At 37.7% G+C, this 17725-nt stretch carries 6 protein-coding genes; 2 read left to right on the forward strand and 4 right to left on the reverse strand.

Annotated elements, in window-relative coordinates:
* Positions 1–44: 44 nt before the first annotated feature.
* From LQU94_RS06440 to LQU94_RS06455, 4 genes are all read right to left on the reverse strand, one after another.
* Positions 45–2252: an isopeptide-forming domain-containing fimbrial protein gene (locus LQU94_RS06440; RefSeq protein WP_230696875.1), complete on the reverse strand. Its 2208-nt coding sequence runs from the start codon at positions 2250–2252 to the stop codon at positions 45–47.
* 150 nt (positions 2253–2402) lie between these two features.
* Complete coding sequence (locus tag LQU94_RS06445) at positions 2403–12797, reverse strand: SpaA isopeptide-forming pilin-related protein (protein ID WP_230696876.1); 10395 nt, start codon at positions 12795–12797, stop codon at positions 2403–2405.
* Positions 12798–13199: 402 nt separating this feature from the next.
* A complete protein-coding gene (locus tag LQU94_RS06450) occupies positions 13200–14054 on the reverse strand; it encodes a DegV family protein (protein ID WP_230696877.1) in 855 nt (284 codons plus the stop codon).
* Positions 14055–14056: 2 nt separating this feature from the next.
* Positions 14057–14578 (reverse strand): DUF1836 domain-containing protein, encoded by a 522-nt coding sequence (locus tag LQU94_RS06455; RefSeq protein ID WP_230696878.1) that lies wholly within the window; start codon positions 14576–14578, stop codon positions 14057–14059.
* A gap of 1155 nt (positions 14579–15733) precedes the next feature.
* Here LQU94_RS06455 and LQU94_RS06460 point away from each other — a divergent pair.
* The gene (locus LQU94_RS06460) at positions 15734–16237 is read left to right on the forward strand and encodes a type 1 glutamine amidotransferase domain-containing protein (RefSeq protein WP_230696879.1); all 504 of its coding nucleotides are present in this window, start codon (positions 15734–15736) and stop codon (positions 16235–16237) included.
* A gap of 43 nt (positions 16238–16280) precedes the next feature.
* Positions 16281–17639 (forward strand): aldehyde dehydrogenase family protein, encoded by a 1359-nt coding sequence (locus LQU94_RS06465; RefSeq protein ID WP_230696880.1) that lies wholly within the window; start codon positions 16281–16283, stop codon positions 17637–17639.
* Positions 17640–17725 lie beyond the last annotated feature (86 nt).

Raw genomic sequence — 17725 nt, forward strand, 5'->3', positions numbered from 1 at the left:
CCTAGGTCAGCCTCGGTTCATAAGAAATCTAAGAACGTTGCTGATTATTCTTCGTCTTCGTCCTCATCATCATTGTTTTTCTTAATAGCAACAGCAGCGCCACCCATTAAAGCAACACCGGCAACGGTAAAGATCAAAGTACCAATACCACCAGTTTGTGGGATTGTTACTTTCTTGTTTGTGATTTGAGTTGCATCACCAGTAGTAACGCCTTCACCTAGAGGTCCACCTTCAGCATAGTTAATATTACCACCAGTTGAATATGAACTTGCATTTACTGTAAATCCTACTTCATCTTTTTGTTCAGCATATCCTGCTGGAGCTTTAACTTCGACGAATTTGTAATCGCCATAAGCTAAGCCTACAACTTCCCATTGACCTTGTTCGTTAGTAATAAATTTGAATGCTTCATCTTCAGTATCTACCCATTTCCATTGCATATTCATCGCTTCATAAGCTTTATCGCGAGCTTCTTTTAAAGGAGCGATTGCTTTGAAAGTTTCAGAAGCCTCTACTCTTGCTTTATAAGCTTCATCTGTTTCTTCTTCAGTTTTTGGATTGTCTGCTAAATATTTATTATGAGCTGCTATTGCATCTTGATATGCTTTTTCTGCTGCTTGATATCCATCTGTTTCACTACCAATTTGAGTAGCATCTTTTAATGCTAAATATTTATCATTATAATCACTCTCTGTAACATTGTTTTTAACAACGAATTCAGCGCCTGCAAGTCTTTCAGTTCCATCTAAGTTAGTTTTAACAAATTTCTTTCCACCAGTTCTAACTGTTACTGGATCTGGAGTGATAGGTTCTGGGTTGCTGTCATTTTTCTTGTTGACAATTTTTAATGAACCATCTTCTTGTTTTTGATAGTTAGGAACCCAACCTTTTACTTCAACTTCGACTACTTTATAAGTTTTTGTATCATCAAGATTTTCAAATTTACCTGATTGAGTTGTTGAATTTAATGTTAAAGTTTTACCTGCTACATCTGACCAAGTGTTATCTCCTGGATTATAAACTTGTAGTTTTAGTGTGATTTCTAGACCTTCTGGCCAAGTAGTAGCTTCACTTGTTGAAAGAGGTCCATTTGTAAATGATTTGTTTACAGTAATTTCTTTTACATTAGGGAATTCTTCTGGCTCATTGTCACCTGGTTCTGGAGTATATCCAGGATTGTTACCATAGTGTAATGTGTTTGTATTTTCTAACGCTGTGTCAATAATTGCATCATCATTTACAACAGAAGAATAAGTGATAGTGAACGTTACATCTGTGTTTTGACCATTAATTGCTGGATCTTTTCCTAACACTTTAAAGTTCGCATCTGTAGGAGCAGTTTGTGCTGCTAATTTTCTTAAACCTGATTCAGTTAATACTAAAACGAATCCTAAACCATCATCACTGTAAGTTAAAGTATAATCTGTCTCTGCTAATTGTAAATCAGGAGATGTTGCAATTTTTACATCTTTATTGAAAGTAAGTCCTTTAGACATTCTATCTGTCCAAGCTACTTTATTGTAAGTTGAACCGGCTAAAATTTTAGTTGTTACTTTGTATGGTACAGTTTCGCCCTTATCAACTAGTCCTTCTGGAACAGCTAAAGTTTTTGCATCGTCTCCAATTGTTTTGTTATGTTCTGGTTTTCCAACTTCTGTATTTTTTGGATAAACATGAACAGTTTCTTGAACGCCGTTTGTATTTACAAGTGGTAATGTAATTTCTACTGGAACAGCTAAAGTTTTAGAAAGAGTAGCTGGATATTCTTTTCCATCATCACCTGTTACTGTACCAACATAAGTTGATTTTTCTTTTACTTCCACGATTTTATATTTTGTTGGTTCGTCTTGTGGTAATTTGCTTGTGTCAATAGATAGATAAGTACCATCTGCTTTCTTTTCAGTCAAACCACCAAGTGCTTGATCAACAGAGTTAACAACAGTACCATTTGCGTCAATCCATTGACCTTGTTCATTTTGTACAGCAAAGTATACATTAGGAATTTCTGTAACATTAACATTTTCTCCTAAGTATCCTTTTAAAGCTTCAAAATTTTGAGTTCCATCATAACCTTTAGTTTCAATAGCCTTGTAATCCCAACTAGTTAAAGTTGCATCATCCATAAGTAACTTATGAAGATTAACAGTGTTTGTTTTTGTTGGTGCAGCCGCACTTGCAATACTTGGTGCAAATACACCTAAGATCATTACCATTGCCATTAGCAACGATAATACTTTTTTCATGTTTTTCATTTTTTTCTCCTTGTTGTTGTCTCTTTACACGCCTGCGTTCTTACCTTTTGATTGTTCTCTATAAAAACTCTTTCGAGGTTCTTAGGAGTTCAGGGAGATCTACCCTGGCTTCCCCTCATCAGAGAAGCCCAGGCCCTCCTTAGAGAGGAATTATTCATCGTCATCGTCCGAATCCTCCTCCTCTCTATTTTTTAATTTACCAATTACACCAGCCCCCATAGTAACAAGACCGATGATCGTAAACAACAGCGTACCCATACCACCCGTTAACGGATATTCCGCCAACTCATTCACAATGGTAAGAGGGTTTGTTGTACCACTTGTTGAAGGATTGGTTTGTTTTGGATAAAGAACCATGTCTTTAGTTAAACCATAAGGCATAGTTGTTAACTCAGTTCCATCCTTATCCAACACCCTAACCAAAGTAATTTTATTATTGGTCCAATCAACATTAATAACATATTGATTATCCGTCATAATATAACCCGCTGGAGCCTTGGATTCCGTAATGGTATACTCCCCATCCGGCCAAGTGTTTGGAACTTTAATGGTACGATCCGCTGGATTTGACAATATGAAACTTTGTTCAACAAAATCTTCCTCATTTTCTCCGATTTTTGAACCCGTTGGAGCTTGAATCTTCAAAGTCAACTCCCCAGTGTTGATTGGGTCAAAAGTAGTTCCATCCTTGTTCGGTCTAACCTTCGCAATATCAAATTCCATTTCCGCTTTTTCGTTAGGAACTGATATTTTAGCGATATTCGCTTCACCTACTGCTTCAGAATAACCTTGTCCAGATTCCCTAACATTTGAGAATCCCATCAATCGATTACCATAGTAGTCTTCTATTACTCCATATACGTTGATAGTATCTAATGGATCATTTAACGTCCCTGTAACTTGTACAATATAAGTCTTGTTTGAAAGAGCAATCGTAGAATAACTTTCATTGAATTGTACACGGATATCACCATCTGTTTGTTTAGTTATATAACCATAACTCATAAAGGTATTTGTAACATCTGTTTTACTCATATTTGTAACATCTGTTTTACTCATATTTGTAATATCAAAGGATGGTGGCATTGTTCCTGAAGCTGTATAAATTTTTACAGAGTTAGAATCTAAAGTTACATTACTTGTTCTACTACTTGTATCCAATCTATAATTTGTGCCAATATTCGCCTTATCAATATTTAGATAATAAGTCAAAGTTACTGTTTTAGCTTCATGGTTAATATTCGTTATTAACGAAGTAGCTCTTAATGGAGAATAGTCTGGATAAGATACATTCCAAATATAACGCCCATAGCTGTCTAAGCCAATGCTGTAATCTACAGTAAAAGTTTTGGGTGTTTGCGTTTTTCCAGCAATGGTGTTGGAAATTGTTACATCTTCTTGGGCGCTGTCCTGTCTAACTTGACCATTTGTGCCTTTATTTGTCTCCGTTATCCCATCCACTGTTTTTCTATCGATTCCAAAAACTTCACTTTTGTTTATTGCTACAGCATTGATATCAAACTGTTCGATTGAATCTGTGAATGTATAGCGTACAGTCTTTGTATTTTGGTCGTATTGTGCAGTGGCAAGAATAACGCCTGTTTCTTGATGGATTAAGTCTCTCGGTACATAGGTTTCCATAATGCCTTGTGGCCACGCTTCTTTATCGAATTTCACGTCAAAGTAATCGCCTGCGTTAATATCTGCGTCTTGGACTGGGTCAAGGATATAGGTTTCTCTTAACCATTCTCCTTTATTGGCCATAATTTTTGTGCCAGTTTTTCCATCTACCGTTAATGAGTAATTCTTTACATCGAGTAAATCACTGACATCTTCTGGTGTCGTCGTTGGATCAGCTATAGTCGGATTTTGTCTTATAGTTGTATAGCCTGTTTCGTAAACTGTGACAGTCCATGTTGTGTCGCCTTTGCTGTAGCCTTGTGGAGCTTCAATTTCTTTTAAGGTATAAACACCAGGAGCTAAGTCAGTAAATTTCGCAACTCCTTCATTATTGGTACCGCTACCTGTAATTATTGTTTTAACAGGTTGTGTTGTTTCAGATAGGTCTTCTAGCTTGCCCGAATATAAACCAAAAGTTGCTCCGTTTAGAAGAGTTTCTGTTATTACACCGTTATTGCTCACTAGCTTTTTGACTTCTAAAGTTCCAGTACCTTTATTCATTTCTTCTTTTGTGTTTATAACTTTTAACTGGTCAGTCGTGAACACTTCTGTGATAACATTGGTTTCGCTTACCGCTCCTACTAAGTTTCTCCAAGCGACATTTCCTTGGTCATCAATAATTACTTCCCATTGATCGACTGTCTTAATGTAGCCATCAGGAGAGGATGCTTCTTCAACTCTGTAGACGCCAGGAAGTAAGTTTTCAAATATAACTTTTCCTGATGTATCTGAGGTTTTTACAATAGGCGTAAATATTTCATCTCCCTGTTTTATAAGAACCATCTTGAAATTTGCTCCAGAAAGAGGATTTCCATTTTCATCAACTTTTAGAAGTTCGAATTTGCCTTCTATTTTTTTGTTGACTACTGAAAAGTTAGGAGTCTCTATTTTAACCCAATTTTCTGTAGTTTCTATAGATCCTGGTTCTGTTACAACAGTCTTAGCAGTCATGTACAGAGAAGAATTTAATTTCACTTGCTCTATATCATAATAGGTGGATCCTGTTGAGTAAGTGGATTGTTGATTAACAACTAGATTTGTGTTTAAATATCCAGCCGATGAATCATCATACTTTCCTTTTATCTCAAAAATTAAAGTATCTGGTCCACTATATCCACTAGTATAACTATAACTTTTTCCACTTAAAGTTCCATTGGCAACTGTAGTCCCACTATAATTTTGGTAATTATCAACGGTGACTGGATTGCTTTGGGCTGTGCGGATAACTTTATAAGATGTGAAGTTCCCATCTATGGAAGTATTAGGTATTGATAATGACAGTGGATTTAATTTTGTATCTTGACTGTCGCGATTTTCAACAATTATCACTTGTGTAAAAGTATTGTTTGTTGTATCAATATCTTTAATTAAAGTTGAAACTTTTGCTCCATAGAATCCGTAATTTACAGCTGAAGGAATTTTGTATAAACCATTGTCTACATTTGTAAAGGTCTCATCTGTTACTGTTTCACTTCCAGGCTGTGTTGTTTCTGTTATTTCTTTTTTGAAATATTCAGTTACTGGGTTTCCTTCTGTGTCTAGTGATACCTTCACTAACCAAGGTCCGTCAACTTTAGCATAGCCTTCTGGAACTTTTGTTTCTTCAAGTATATAAGTTCCCAGTGGTATAGCTGTAAATGATACTTTTCCGTTCAAATCTGACTCTGCTTCACGAATAAAAGTAGAATCATTTTCTTGGCTTAGTTTAAATTTTGCCCCTGAAAGCCCTTGACCCTTTTCATCAACTTTAGTAAAGGAGAAGTCTTTTCCTGGTTCTTTCTCATTTTTCACTTCAAGAGTTGGGTTATAATTTAGGACTGGTACTTCTATTTCTTTAGTAGTTAACAAAGGATTAATTCTAGTATTGTGTTGAATATTTGTTTGACCAGCTGTATTATCGTCTGTAAGCCACGCAAAATTAATTGAAGAAGCCCTGTTAGGATCTTTAACTTGACCAGTAACTTTTACTAGGAAGGACCATCCAGCTGTACCTCCAAACCTTTCTTTCGGAATTTTTATTTGAGTATTTACTAACCTATTTAAATAAGGGTCCGAAATACCGCTATCTTTTGTAATTGGATAGTTATGTTGGTTAACTCCATTTGTAAATGCAATCTTTCCTGCAGTATATTGAGAACCAATTTTTTTATCCATATATCCAGATACTATATCCCTGTAAGCAGGCGCAACATCAAACATTTCCACATTATCAGCTGTAAAGGAAATATTATCACCAAAAAGGTTTAACCTTGTATTCCTATCTGTACTACCTCCTTCTACGTTTGCATCTGGCTTAAGCATTAGGTAAAACTCAACTGTGTCATTTTCAGGATCTCTAATATTTGCGTAGGACTTAGTATTCATATAGGAAGGCCACCTTGTATCTCCTACCTTATATTCTGTAGAAGTAGAATAAGGTGAAATATACTCAGTTACCGTTTCTGTCCTTGTAGCTTGGGTTGGGGAAGATGAAATCAATCCTCCTTCCGTCCATGTTACCGAGCCATCTTGTCCTATAGTTATTACACTTCTTTGGTCATTTAGTTTATATCCTGCTGGAGCCTTCGTTTCCTCTATTAAATAATTACCTGGTTCCAGATTATCAAAGGTTAATCTACCGAAGACATCAGTAGTCGCTGTTTTAATGATAGTATTATCGCCCTTTGTTAATTTGAATTCTGCTCCTGATAATTTATTTGCTGAATCTTCTGTGTCTGTCTTCTCTATAGTGAATTTAAAGTTTTTCTTGTTAACTATATCAAAGCTTATATCTTCATTTGTAGCTGTTGGTATTTCGCCATAAGGTGGTGGAAGTTCCAAAGGTCTTGTTGTTTCTTTCTTATTTAAGACATGTAAGGTATCTTTTGATGTTACTGAACCTACTATAACTTCTTTTAAATAGTTGTATGGTTGTCTAACATCCACTTCCAAATTACCTGTTTTGTTGTTAGTAACAACATTGACTTTCCAGTTTCCCTCTGCGTTAGTATAGTCTCCTGGAATACCAGTTTGTCTTATTATATATTCACCTGGTTCTTCTAATGTTACAGTATGAAGGTTGTCTCCAGAAACTGTAAATGGTTCTGAATTGCCGCCAACTTTTTGGATAATAAATTCTCCGCCTGATAGTGGTGTACTACCATCTTGAGTATACAAGTTTAGTTTTAAGTCTAATGGTCTATAGCTTGGGATATTTTCTATCCTGATATTTCTTGGATCATCACCATCATTTTTTGCCAATCCATTTGTTGAACTTAAAACATATTCAAACAAACCGTCTAAGTCTGTATCGTCGACTATAAGCTTCCAAGACCTATCTTCAAGATTTTCTGCCAGTTTGTATTCAGGTCCACCAGAGTCTACCGGGGCATTTGTCTCTAGGATTATATAATTTCCTGGTCTTATTCCATCTTTTATATTATAAGTCGAAGCTACATAGCCTGGATCAGTGACGGATGTCTCTATTGGAGTAAAGTCAGTTTGTTCGCCTGTAATATTATTGATAAGCTTAAAGTCTGCTCCAGATATTGGTACACCTAGATTACTTACTTTTTCTAAGTTTATCGATCCCCAACCCCTGTCTGCAGAGCTTGAAACTGCCGCTCCAGAATTAGGGAATTTTATTACTGGGAATGGTTCTACATTTCCTGCAGTATTTATTGCACTTGCACTTGAATAAACTTTAGTGTTGTTGTTTTCTGCCTTACCATCTAAAACTACTATATAAGTAGGGTAAGGAGAAGTATTAAAGGCTCCACCAAAATTAATTTGGTAAGTATCATTTGATGATACATATACATTAGGCATACTTAAAGTCACATCTTGAACAGTATATGTTCCGCCTGTTGGATTAAAGTCCTTAGGGTTTTCTGGAAGTGTACCTGATGTCAATTTATAAATTTTAACTTTAGAATCCTTTAATAAAGTTGCACTTGGTGTACTTGTAGGTTGACCTAGACTATTTAACTCTTTTCCAAATATTGTAAATACTGTATTTGAGTTTGATGTTGTTGGTGCAACCCCATCTGGGTTTACATAAAATGTTTGATTAAATATTGGATTAATAGCCTCTATCAATATTGGAGCATGGGTTCTAATCGTTTGGGCCCCTTCGCCACCTTGTTGACTTGGATAGCTAATGCCCTTGTTATAGTTCTTTTCTTTTTCTTCGTAAGGCAAATCTACTCCTGTCGCAGCGTAGGCTGTGCTTGGTTTTAAACTAGAGATGAGATTTTTTATGAAACTTCCAAAAGATGACTCTTCTTCCTTTTTAACGGATTCGCTATTATTTTCTTCTTTATCTATTATGCCTCCAAAGCTACTTGTAGAAGCTGTTGTAGTATTTGGATTTGAGGTGTAGTATATTCCACCATTTGCTACCCAAAATTCTTTTTCTTCTGTAGACTTATCATAGCCATTTGGAGCCTTAGTTTCCCTTATTATATAGTGTCCTTCAGGGAATTCTCCAGCCAATAGAGTTATTTTACCGTCTTGGCCACTAGTCCTATATACTGTTATCCCTGTATCTTTGTTGATAATGGCAAATTCAGCTCCTGGTAGTGGTTTACCATCTTGGTCTTCTTTGTTTATTGTTAGTGTATTATGAGGATTTTCTAATTCGTTTTCTACTGGGGCATAGCCTTTTTCTGAAGTCTGCACCCAATTATTTGAGCTATCAAGATATACCAAGGTATTGTCTGTTTCTCTGACAAAAAATGTTATACTTCTAAGATTATTTTTAAATCCTGTTGGAACACTAGTTTCTTCTAAAATATAGTTTACTCCGGCTTTTGGAACCGTAATAGTTAAAAGCCCCTTATCATCAGTCTTTAGGTTTTCCCTTATTGTATTTCCCTTGTCATCTAAAAGCTTAAATGTAGCAGGGTTACTTGCTACTGCATATTCTTCTTTTACCCCGTCTCCATCTTTGTCGGCTTTTACAACTTTTACGAAATTAGCAACTGGTGATGGGGTGATTTCTGCTTCAAAATAAACATCTACATCTGCCCTGTATTTTGTAATTTTAGGATTTGTGTTCATTTCAGCTGTAATCAGCGTGTTTTTATTATTAGGAGCTATAGTGACTTTCTGCTCTACAAAAACAACAGGGGCAGGATTAGTTAAAGTACTACTTGTTACTACTTTATTTACCAATCCGTCAAATGTTTTAGTATTAAGGAGGGTTCCATTCACTTTAATATTATCTTCGTTTGTAAAAATTTCTTCATATGGTCCAATAAAAGATCCTGTATTAGGGTCTCCATTTGTAGCTTTATATAACCTACTAGTCATAGTTCCACCAGTATTATCAGTAAACGTAGTTGTATATGTTTTAGATCTATCACCACCATTTAAAGTGTATCCAAACTTAGCATATTTTACGCCATCAGAATAATATGTTAAATAGGTGAACTGGTCTATATGTTTGTTAAATCCTTCCAAACTATACAGTGGTAAATATTTAGTTCCTGGTGGACTACCTTCAAGATTTTTGTTCCCATAAAGTAGGGTTGATTGATCTTTTAATATAGCAGCTTGTCCATTATAAGAACTTGTAAATGAAAAAGTCTTTGTAATAGAAGTATTTGTAGGTTGCGGTGATGCCCAACGATTCATAACCGGGAATAAGCCTGTTGATACTGTGGTGTAAAACTTAGTTCGATCAGGAGAACCCTGTGGTGTTGTATACCATACACCATCTTTACTAGCTGTTTGTACTTCTCCTCCCAGTGTAAATGTACCATCATAGTCGAAACCAGAATCATTAATTATTTTTGCTCCTGCATCTGTTACCTTAAATTCTAGATAATGGTTTAAATCTAAAAGTTCTGGCTCAACTCCATCAGGAGTTTTATAGAATACATCTATAAGAGAAGTTGTCCTATCGCCCTTTTTATAAATTCTTCCTATTGGTTCATCTCCATTTAGCGGAGAGGATATTGTGAAATCAGGTGGTAGACTAAGGGTAAATGTATCTCCTCCCTTCACATCTTTTGGAATCCTAATGCTTATGTCCATATTGGATGTAATGTTTGCAGCCGTTTCACTACTATTAAGATCTTGCCGGTAATGAAAATCTTTTACATCTACAGAATAAACCCCATAGTTAGTTCCAACTGTTGTTGCACTTGGATTTGTGCTAGTGTTGTAAGCATTTGTTGTAGCTGTTGGAGTTGTTGCGTTTCTCGTGTACATTGGTGCCGAACGAAGCATCCTAGGAGACATCATCATCATTGGTTGTGCCAATTCTTCGACGATTTCTTCTGTTGTTTCTTCTACGGTTTCCAATGTTACATCTACAGGGTCGATGTTTTGACCGGCAATTTTGTTTTCGATGGTATAGGTTTCTCCTGCTAAAGCTACGGTTTTATCCAATACGAAAGTTTCGTTTAGGGAAATGGCTTCTGGCTCTTGAATTCCATCGATTGCTTCTGTAAATGTATAGGTTATGGTTTTGGTTTCGGAGTTGTATTCTCCTGTGGCCAAAATCTTTCCTGTTTCTGATTGTAAGTTTTTTGGCGTTGTACCTTCTATTGGTTTTAGATAGGTTGAGATTTGCAAAGTAAATGTATCTCCTGGATTCATTTCTTCCGTTGCTATAATCTCTCCTTTGATTTTGAAGGTTCTTACTTCTTCTGGTTTTTGTACGGGTTCGGCCCCTTCTTCTGTGCTTATAACGGTTACAAAGGGCTGATCCAATTCTGTTGGAACATTTCTTGTTTCCATTGTTTCAAGAGTCGTTTCGTAATGTGGTTCGATTCCTTCTTGTCGCAAGAACTCGTCTGTCATTCCATAGGGTACGTTTCTTGTAATTTTATTTTGGCTGTTAATTGTGTTTAGAATTTCTTCTTCGTTAAGTGGACTTTCTACTACCTCTTCTGGTACTACTCGATCGGCTAAGGTAGTTTCTTCCGTCATATCTTGTGGAATTCCTGTGTTTTCCAATACAACTTCTTGGAAGGAGAAATTCGCTACTTCTAAAACCCCATCTAAATTTCTTGCCTCAATGGTTGGTTCGCTAGATACGCCTACGGCAAATAGTTTTGTTGTTTTTATGGTTGTCTTTGCTTGGGTGTCTTCTTCTACCGTTTGTCCTTGGTAGTTTTCTAAGTCCGGGTTATTTGTATCTATAAACTTCATTTCCAAATATTGGATTGGAGTTAGGTTCATGGTTTCGTCTGACTTGCTTGTTACGGTATAGAAAATTTCTCGTTCTCCATTTACCGATACATTGAAGGCAGCGTCAATTCCGTTAAATCCTTCAGCGTTTTTGCTTTCGGCGATGTAATAATCTCCTGGAGATAGATTTTCAAATACGACTTCTCCTTTGGCGTTGGTTGTTCCTACGGCCCTTGGAGCTCTTGTTGTTGCTTCGTATAGTGTAAATTCTACGCCGTAAATTCGGTTACCGGCTTCGATGTTGTCTATGGCAGTAATCGCTACATTGGCTTGGTTTGTTTCAGGTCCGATGTTTTGTTTTTCTTCAGCCACGATTTCTTCCAATGGATCTTCTTCTTCCAATAGATCGATTTCTTCAATTGGTGGAAGAGTCGCTTCTTCTTCCATGGTCGTCCCTTCTGCTCCTTGGAACAATTCTTCGGCTGTTGGATCAACAGATCCTGCTGTCGATTCTTCGGTTGTCGTTTCTACTTCTTGAGCCTCTGGAACGTTTTCGTTATTTTCTTCAGGGGCTAGAACGCTGTTGTCTTCCGAAATTAATTGATCAAATACGCTGGTATTTTCTAAGTTTTCTTCTATTATATTCGGTATAATTTCGTTCTCTGTTTCTTCTGGAACAACGGGTTCAGAAATTTCTTCTCCATCTGTTGTGTTGTTTTCTTCTTGGGTTTGTACTGTAATAGGAATATTTATATCTTGTAATCCTTGTTTTGTAATGCGAATGTTTGTAATATCTCGAGTTAGTTGTGTGTCTCTGTGTTCAATGGTTACCGTTGGATCGGTTAATAAATCGTGTCCATATAATAAGACTAGATTGCCGTTGGTGTCGATTCCGTGAATTTCGATTCCTTCCAAAGAAAAAACATCGCCGACTAAGTATTTTGTTTTTGGTTGTGTTGCAATTTCCCAACTTAACAATGGAGGGATTGTTTCTTGGATTTCGGTTTCTGGTATGGCAACGTCTTCTATTATTGCAGGTTCTGTTTCTATAAATGGGTTGTTTTCTTCGTAACTACCTGCATTGTTTGTTAAATCTTCGGGAATAACCTCTTTCCCATTGGCATCTTCAAAGGTGATTCCTGTTTCAGAAGCTTTCGGTTCGTTTGTATACATTCCTGTCTCCAAACGTAGGGAAGCTGTTGCGTTGTCTGCTAGGTCTTTTAATGTAATGAAATCGCCATTGGTTAAAGGGCTAATGGTTTCGCTGGCTGAGTTGGTTTTAAAGATTATGCTTTCTAGGTTTGGGGATTGGATATCAGTAGGAGTTAGTTTGTAACTTCTTGTTGTTTCTACTACTGACTCTGCTTGAGAAAAGGAGAAAGGGGATTCAAATAAATCGAAAATAGAAGGGGTTTTTCCTTCCAACTGATCTACTTGCTCCTGGGTTAATTTCTCTGCTTTCCATCCTTTTTGTTGTAAGTCCCAGTCATCTAAGGTTATATCCTGATGTAGCGTTAATAAAAGTTGATTCAATTGATAGTCGGATTGTATTTTGACACCAAAAACTTCTTCCTCAGACAAAGGCAATTGGCCTGGATCACTCCATTCCAATTTCAATCCGTTTATAGGATCCACTTCTGAGAAAGATGCTGCGAATGCATTTCCTAGTTGTCCAAATACCGTTTGGAAAATAATTAATAACGCTAATGTTAATGATAACAACTTTTGTCTTTTCGTTCTGTCCATATAACCCCTCCATAACTACCATTTATAAGCTAGTAATCTTATAGTCTCTTAAAAGACTGTCGTTTAATCGTAAAAAAATTTTGGGGCTGATGTTTCCATACTTTTTTTCTGTATTTTTATTTTGTTAAACATTTTTTTACATTATAAAAAAATCATTCTTTGCCCATTTACTTTTACTTAACTATTATACTCCAAATTCTCAAACTTTTAAATAAAAAAGTTGGACAAATTTTTAAAATTGTCGTATTTTTTTGTCAACTTTTGTCAAACTCTTCCCAAAATGTTCATTTTTAGCCATTAAAACGGCGTTTCTTTTCGCAAAAACTGTCAAACTCTACCATTTTACTAGGTTGAAAAAAAGGACCTTGTTCTGTGTGAACAAGGTCCTTTTTACATATTTCTTTATCTTCTTAGTAAGGATACGCCAATCGCTTCTGGGCCGGCGTGGACTCCTAACATTGGGGTTAATTCTGTTACAATTACCATTTTTGCTTTTTCAATTTCTTCTTTCAAAAGTTTTTGAAGTTCTTCTACTTCTTTGTCGTTGTTTCCAGAAAAAATGGCAATTCGGTAATCTTTTGTATCGCCAATGTATTTTTTTACTTCATCGACTAAAAGTTGAAGGCTCTTTTTCTTGCCTCTGGCTTTTCCTATTACGCCTACTTCTCCGTCTACGGCTTGTAGAAGAGGGTTAATGTGAAGGAACGTTCCAAGCATTCCTTTGTATTTGTTGAAACGCCCACCTTTTATAATGTATTTCAGAGTTCGGAAAAGGGCGAAAATCGAAGCGTCCTTTTCTTTTTTTATGGATTCCAATTCTTGAAGAATTTCTTCGCTGGTTTTCCCTTGATCTCTAAGTTCTGCTGCATAGATGGTTTGCAATCCTGCAGAGGCCGCAATTTGATTGGTTTCGAAAATGTGAAGCTTTAGGCCTTCGTAACTAGAAACCATAGCTGTGTACAGTTGAACCATTCCCGTTAGTTTTCCGGAGCTTGTAATTAATATTGCTTCTTCGGCTCCTTGGGCTTTTACTTTGTCTAAGGCATCGATGGCATCTTGAAGGTTTGGCGTTCCTGTGGAAAGAACTTCGTATTCTTCCATTCGCTGATAAAATTCTCTCGATTGGATATCTACTTGATCCTTATAATGTTCTTCCCCCATTTGGAGTTGATAGCTTAGAATTTCAATTCCGTATTTTTCTTGCATATCTAAGGTTAAATCTTGGGATGTATCTCCGAAGATGGCAATTTTTTTCATATTTATTCTCCTATATTATGGATTCCTTTTTGGGTTACGATGTAGTTTCCTAATAGTTTCATTCCGTAAGCGTAGGCTATGGAGGCTACACCGATTTCTTCTATAGGGATTTCTTGAGAAGAGAGAAAAAAGCCATGGGGGTTTTTTAGTTTTTCAAAGAGAGCCGGGATAACTGTGTTCATATGTTTTGCAAAAGTTGAGTAGCTGTCTTTATGGCTCATTTGTTTTAGTTGTAGTTCGATTCCCGTTTTTACCATTTGAATGGGAATGACTTGTTTGTATATGGTTATGGCTATTAGAACAGAAAGGTCTTCTCGTCTATATTTTCGCCCTTCCATTTTAGGCATAATGCCCCATTTTCGATAGTTTTGTACCATTGTTGGCGTGATTATATTTTCTTCCAAAGCGATGGGAGAGAGAAATTCTTGAATCAATTCAATGGCTTCCCCAATGCGAATTCCTTCCTGGGGCAACTCTTCCCATTCTGGGCAATGAAATTGTATATAGTTTTGAAGATGATTCATAACTCCTCCTTGTATCTAGTTATGATAACTATATATAATCATAATAGATTTTTTTTGATTTGTAAAGAAGTTTTCTTTCGCTTATGTTATGCTACGGCCCACTTACGTTATTTCAAGCGAGGAAGTACGGAAGGATTTCCACCACTTACGTCATTTCGACCGAGGAATTTCTATGGGATTTCCACCACTTACGTCATTTCGACCAAGGAATTTTTGCAGAAAATTGCGAGCGGAGAAATCTCACAACCTTTTACGTTTGTCGTTACAAGGGCCTTCCCCCAGGTAGACGCCCCACTTACGTCATCTCGACCGGAAAAATTCCGTCAGGAATTTTGTAGCGGAGAAATCTCACAACCCTTTTACGTTTGTCGTTACAAGGGCTTTGTTCTAGGTGGACGCCCACCCTGGTGAGATTTCTCCATGCGAAAACCTACGGTTTTCTTAGTCGAAATGACATAAAAGGGAGGACGCCCGTGGAAGAAAAAGGGATATTCCCTAACCAATTGTAACTCTCTCTTTCCCAACAGAAGAATCAATCCGCCACGAATCCATAAAATGCTTTTCGGAGAAAAACGTACATTCAGCGCGTTTTGAGGGTGTAAGGGGAGGGGCCCCGGGGAGGGCATGAGGGAGAATCGCAACTCCCTTCGCCCTCCCCGGGTAAAAAATAAGGAAATGAGAAAGTATATGAAGTTTTCGGTTACTTAGGAGCCAACAAAAATCATTTTTTCCTTATCCACTTACGTCATTTCGACTAGAAAAACGGAAGGATTTTTCCCCACTTACGTCATTTCGACCGGAAAAATTCCGCCAGGAATTTTGTAGTGGAGAAATCTCACACCCCTTTTACGTTTGTCGTTACAAGGGCTTTCCCCTAGGTAGACGCTCACCCCGGTGAGATTTCTCGACTCGCTTCGCTCCCTCGAAATGACGTGGTAAGGAGGGACGTTCTCATTCCCAAGGGCCTTCCCCTAGGTGGACGCCCACCCCGGTGAGATTTCTCCATGCGAAAACCTGCGGTTTTCTTAGTCGAAATGACGTGACTGGGAGGGACGCTCCGTGGAATAACGTGATGCGTTATCAGATATACTGAGCGTTACATTCTTTTCTTTGGGTATGTATATTTTAAGAGGAAAAGAACCAAAGGAGGTTTTTATGAAAAAAGTTGCGATTTTATTGGAAAATTTGTTTAATGTGGAGGAGTTTGTTTATCCATATCATAGATTACGGGAAGATTTTGAGGTGCATTTGGTTAGTCCGGAAAAGGGGAAGGTGTATAAGTCTTCCAATGGGGTAAGTTTTGAGAGTACCCATTCGACTTCTGAGGTTTCTCCTACGGATTATGCGGGTGTTTATATTCCTGGTGGATATTCTCCCGATAAGATGCGTGTGAATGAGGATTTGTTGGCTTTTGTTTCGGCCTTGAATGATGCTGGAAAGCCAATTGCGGCCATTTGTCATGGACCTTGGGTTTTGGCTTCTGCTATGGATCTAAAGGGAAAGAAAATGACGAGTACAAAAAATATTAAGGACGATTTGATTCATGCGGGGGCCGATTGGTCTGATGAGGAAGTGGTTGTTTGCGGAAATGTTGTTACGAGCCGTACGCCTAAGGATTTGCCTGCTCATGTGAAGGCTTTTGTTGAGTTGTTGAAATAATGGTTAGGGTGCCTTATAGGCACTCTTTTCTTTGGGAGGATTTATGGAATATACTTCTTTTGATGAAATGGAGCGATTGTTTTTCCGTTCTAAGGGATTTTTTGCTTCGGGAAAGACTCGTTCTTTTTCTTATCGAAAAAAGCAACTTTTTTCCCTATTGCAAGGGATTGAGGCTCATAAGTTGGAGATTTATGAGGCTTTGAAGGCAGATTTGAATAAGAGCGAGTGGGAGTCTTTTTTGACGGAGGTTTATTTGGTTAAGGATGAAATTCGTCATATGATTCGCCACCTTTCGTCTTATGGTCGTAGGAAGAAATTGTTGCCTGGTTTGGCTCAAATTCCGGGGCGTTTGGAGATTCGGAAGGAGCCTTTTGGTTCGGTTTTGATTGTTAGCCCTTGGAATTATCCTTTCCAACTGGCGATGGTTCCTATAGTTGGGGCGATTGCGGCGGGAAATTCTGTGATTGTGAAGCCTTCGGAGTTTTCTCCTCGTGTGAGTTTGGTTTTGGCAAAGATTTGCGAGGAGGCTTTGGATCCTGGGTTGGTCTCTTTTGTTTTTGGGGAGGCTAAGGAGGCGGAGCATCTTTTGTCTTTGCCTTTTGATAAAATCTTTTTTACGGGAAATCCTTCTGTGGGAAAGGTAGTTATGGAGCGAGCTTCTCAAAATCTGACGCCAGTCACTTTGGAGCTGGGAGGAAAATCACCGGCGATTCTCCATTCTTCGGCGGATGTTAAGGAGTCGGCCAAGCGGATTGCTTTTGGGAAGTCTATGAATGCGGGACAGACTTGTATTGCACCGGATTATGTTTTACTTCCTCGGGAGATTCTGGCAGATTTTATTGGGGAGATTCTTCTTTGGTTTGAGGAGTTTTTTCCTTCGGATACGTATTTTCGGGAGTATTTTGGTCGGATGAACCATCAGGGGCGTTTTGATCGGATGTTGGCGTTGGCAGAGGGGCAGTCGATTCGTTCTCTTCATGATCAGATTTTTTATGAGGAGAGTTTGCAGGTCTTCCCTTGTGTTGTGGAAAATCCTTCTTGGGATTCTCAGATTATGAAAGAGGAGATTTTTGGGCCGTTGCTCCCGGTTTTGCCTTATGATTCGGAGGAGGAGTTGTTTGATTTGTTCCGAGATAAGGAGAAGCCTTTGGCGCTGTATTTGTTTGGGAAGGATCGCAATTTCTTTGAAGAGGCTATGAATCGGATCGATAGCGGGGGCGTTTGTATTAACGATACTTTGTTGCATATTTCTTCGAGTAAGGCTCCTTTTGGTGGCGTTGGGAATTCTGGTATGGGGCAGTATCATGGAAAATATAGTTTTGAGGCGTTTTCTCGAGAGAGGACGGTTTTGAGGAAGTCTTGGATTTTTGATGTAGATGTGAGGTATCATCCTTTTGGATAAGGTGAGGGATTCCTGCCCACTTACGTTATTTCGACCGAGGAAGTATGGAAGGATTTTCCCCAGTTACGTCATTTCGACCGAGGAAT

The sequence above is a fragment of the Peptoniphilus sp. KCTC 25270 genome, from assembly GCF_021012875.1.
Lineage (GTDB): Bacteria > Bacillota > Clostridia > Tissierellales > Peptoniphilaceae > JAJMZJ01.

Coding starts and splice junctions, on each gene's coding strand:
- LQU94_RS06440 (WP_230696875.1), bottom strand. CDS start 2,252: ATGAAAAACATGAAAAAAGTATTATCGTTGCTAATGGCAATGGTAATG.
- LQU94_RS06445 (WP_230696876.1), bottom strand. CDS start 12,797: ATGGACAGAACGAAAAGACAAAAGTTGTTATCATTAACATTAGCGTTA.
- LQU94_RS06450 (WP_230696877.1), bottom strand. CDS start 14,054: ATGAAAAAAATTGCCATCTTCGGAGATACATCCCAAGATTTAACCTTA.
- LQU94_RS06455 (WP_230696878.1), bottom strand. CDS start 14,578: ATGAATCATCTTCAAAACTATATACAATTTCATTGCCCAGAATGGGAA.
- LQU94_RS06460 (WP_230696879.1), top strand. CDS start 15,734: ATGAAAAAAGTTGCGATTTTATTGGAAAATTTGTTTAATGTGGAGGAG.
- LQU94_RS06465 (WP_230696880.1), top strand. CDS start 16,281: ATGGAATATACTTCTTTTGATGAAATGGAGCGATTGTTTTTCCGTTCT.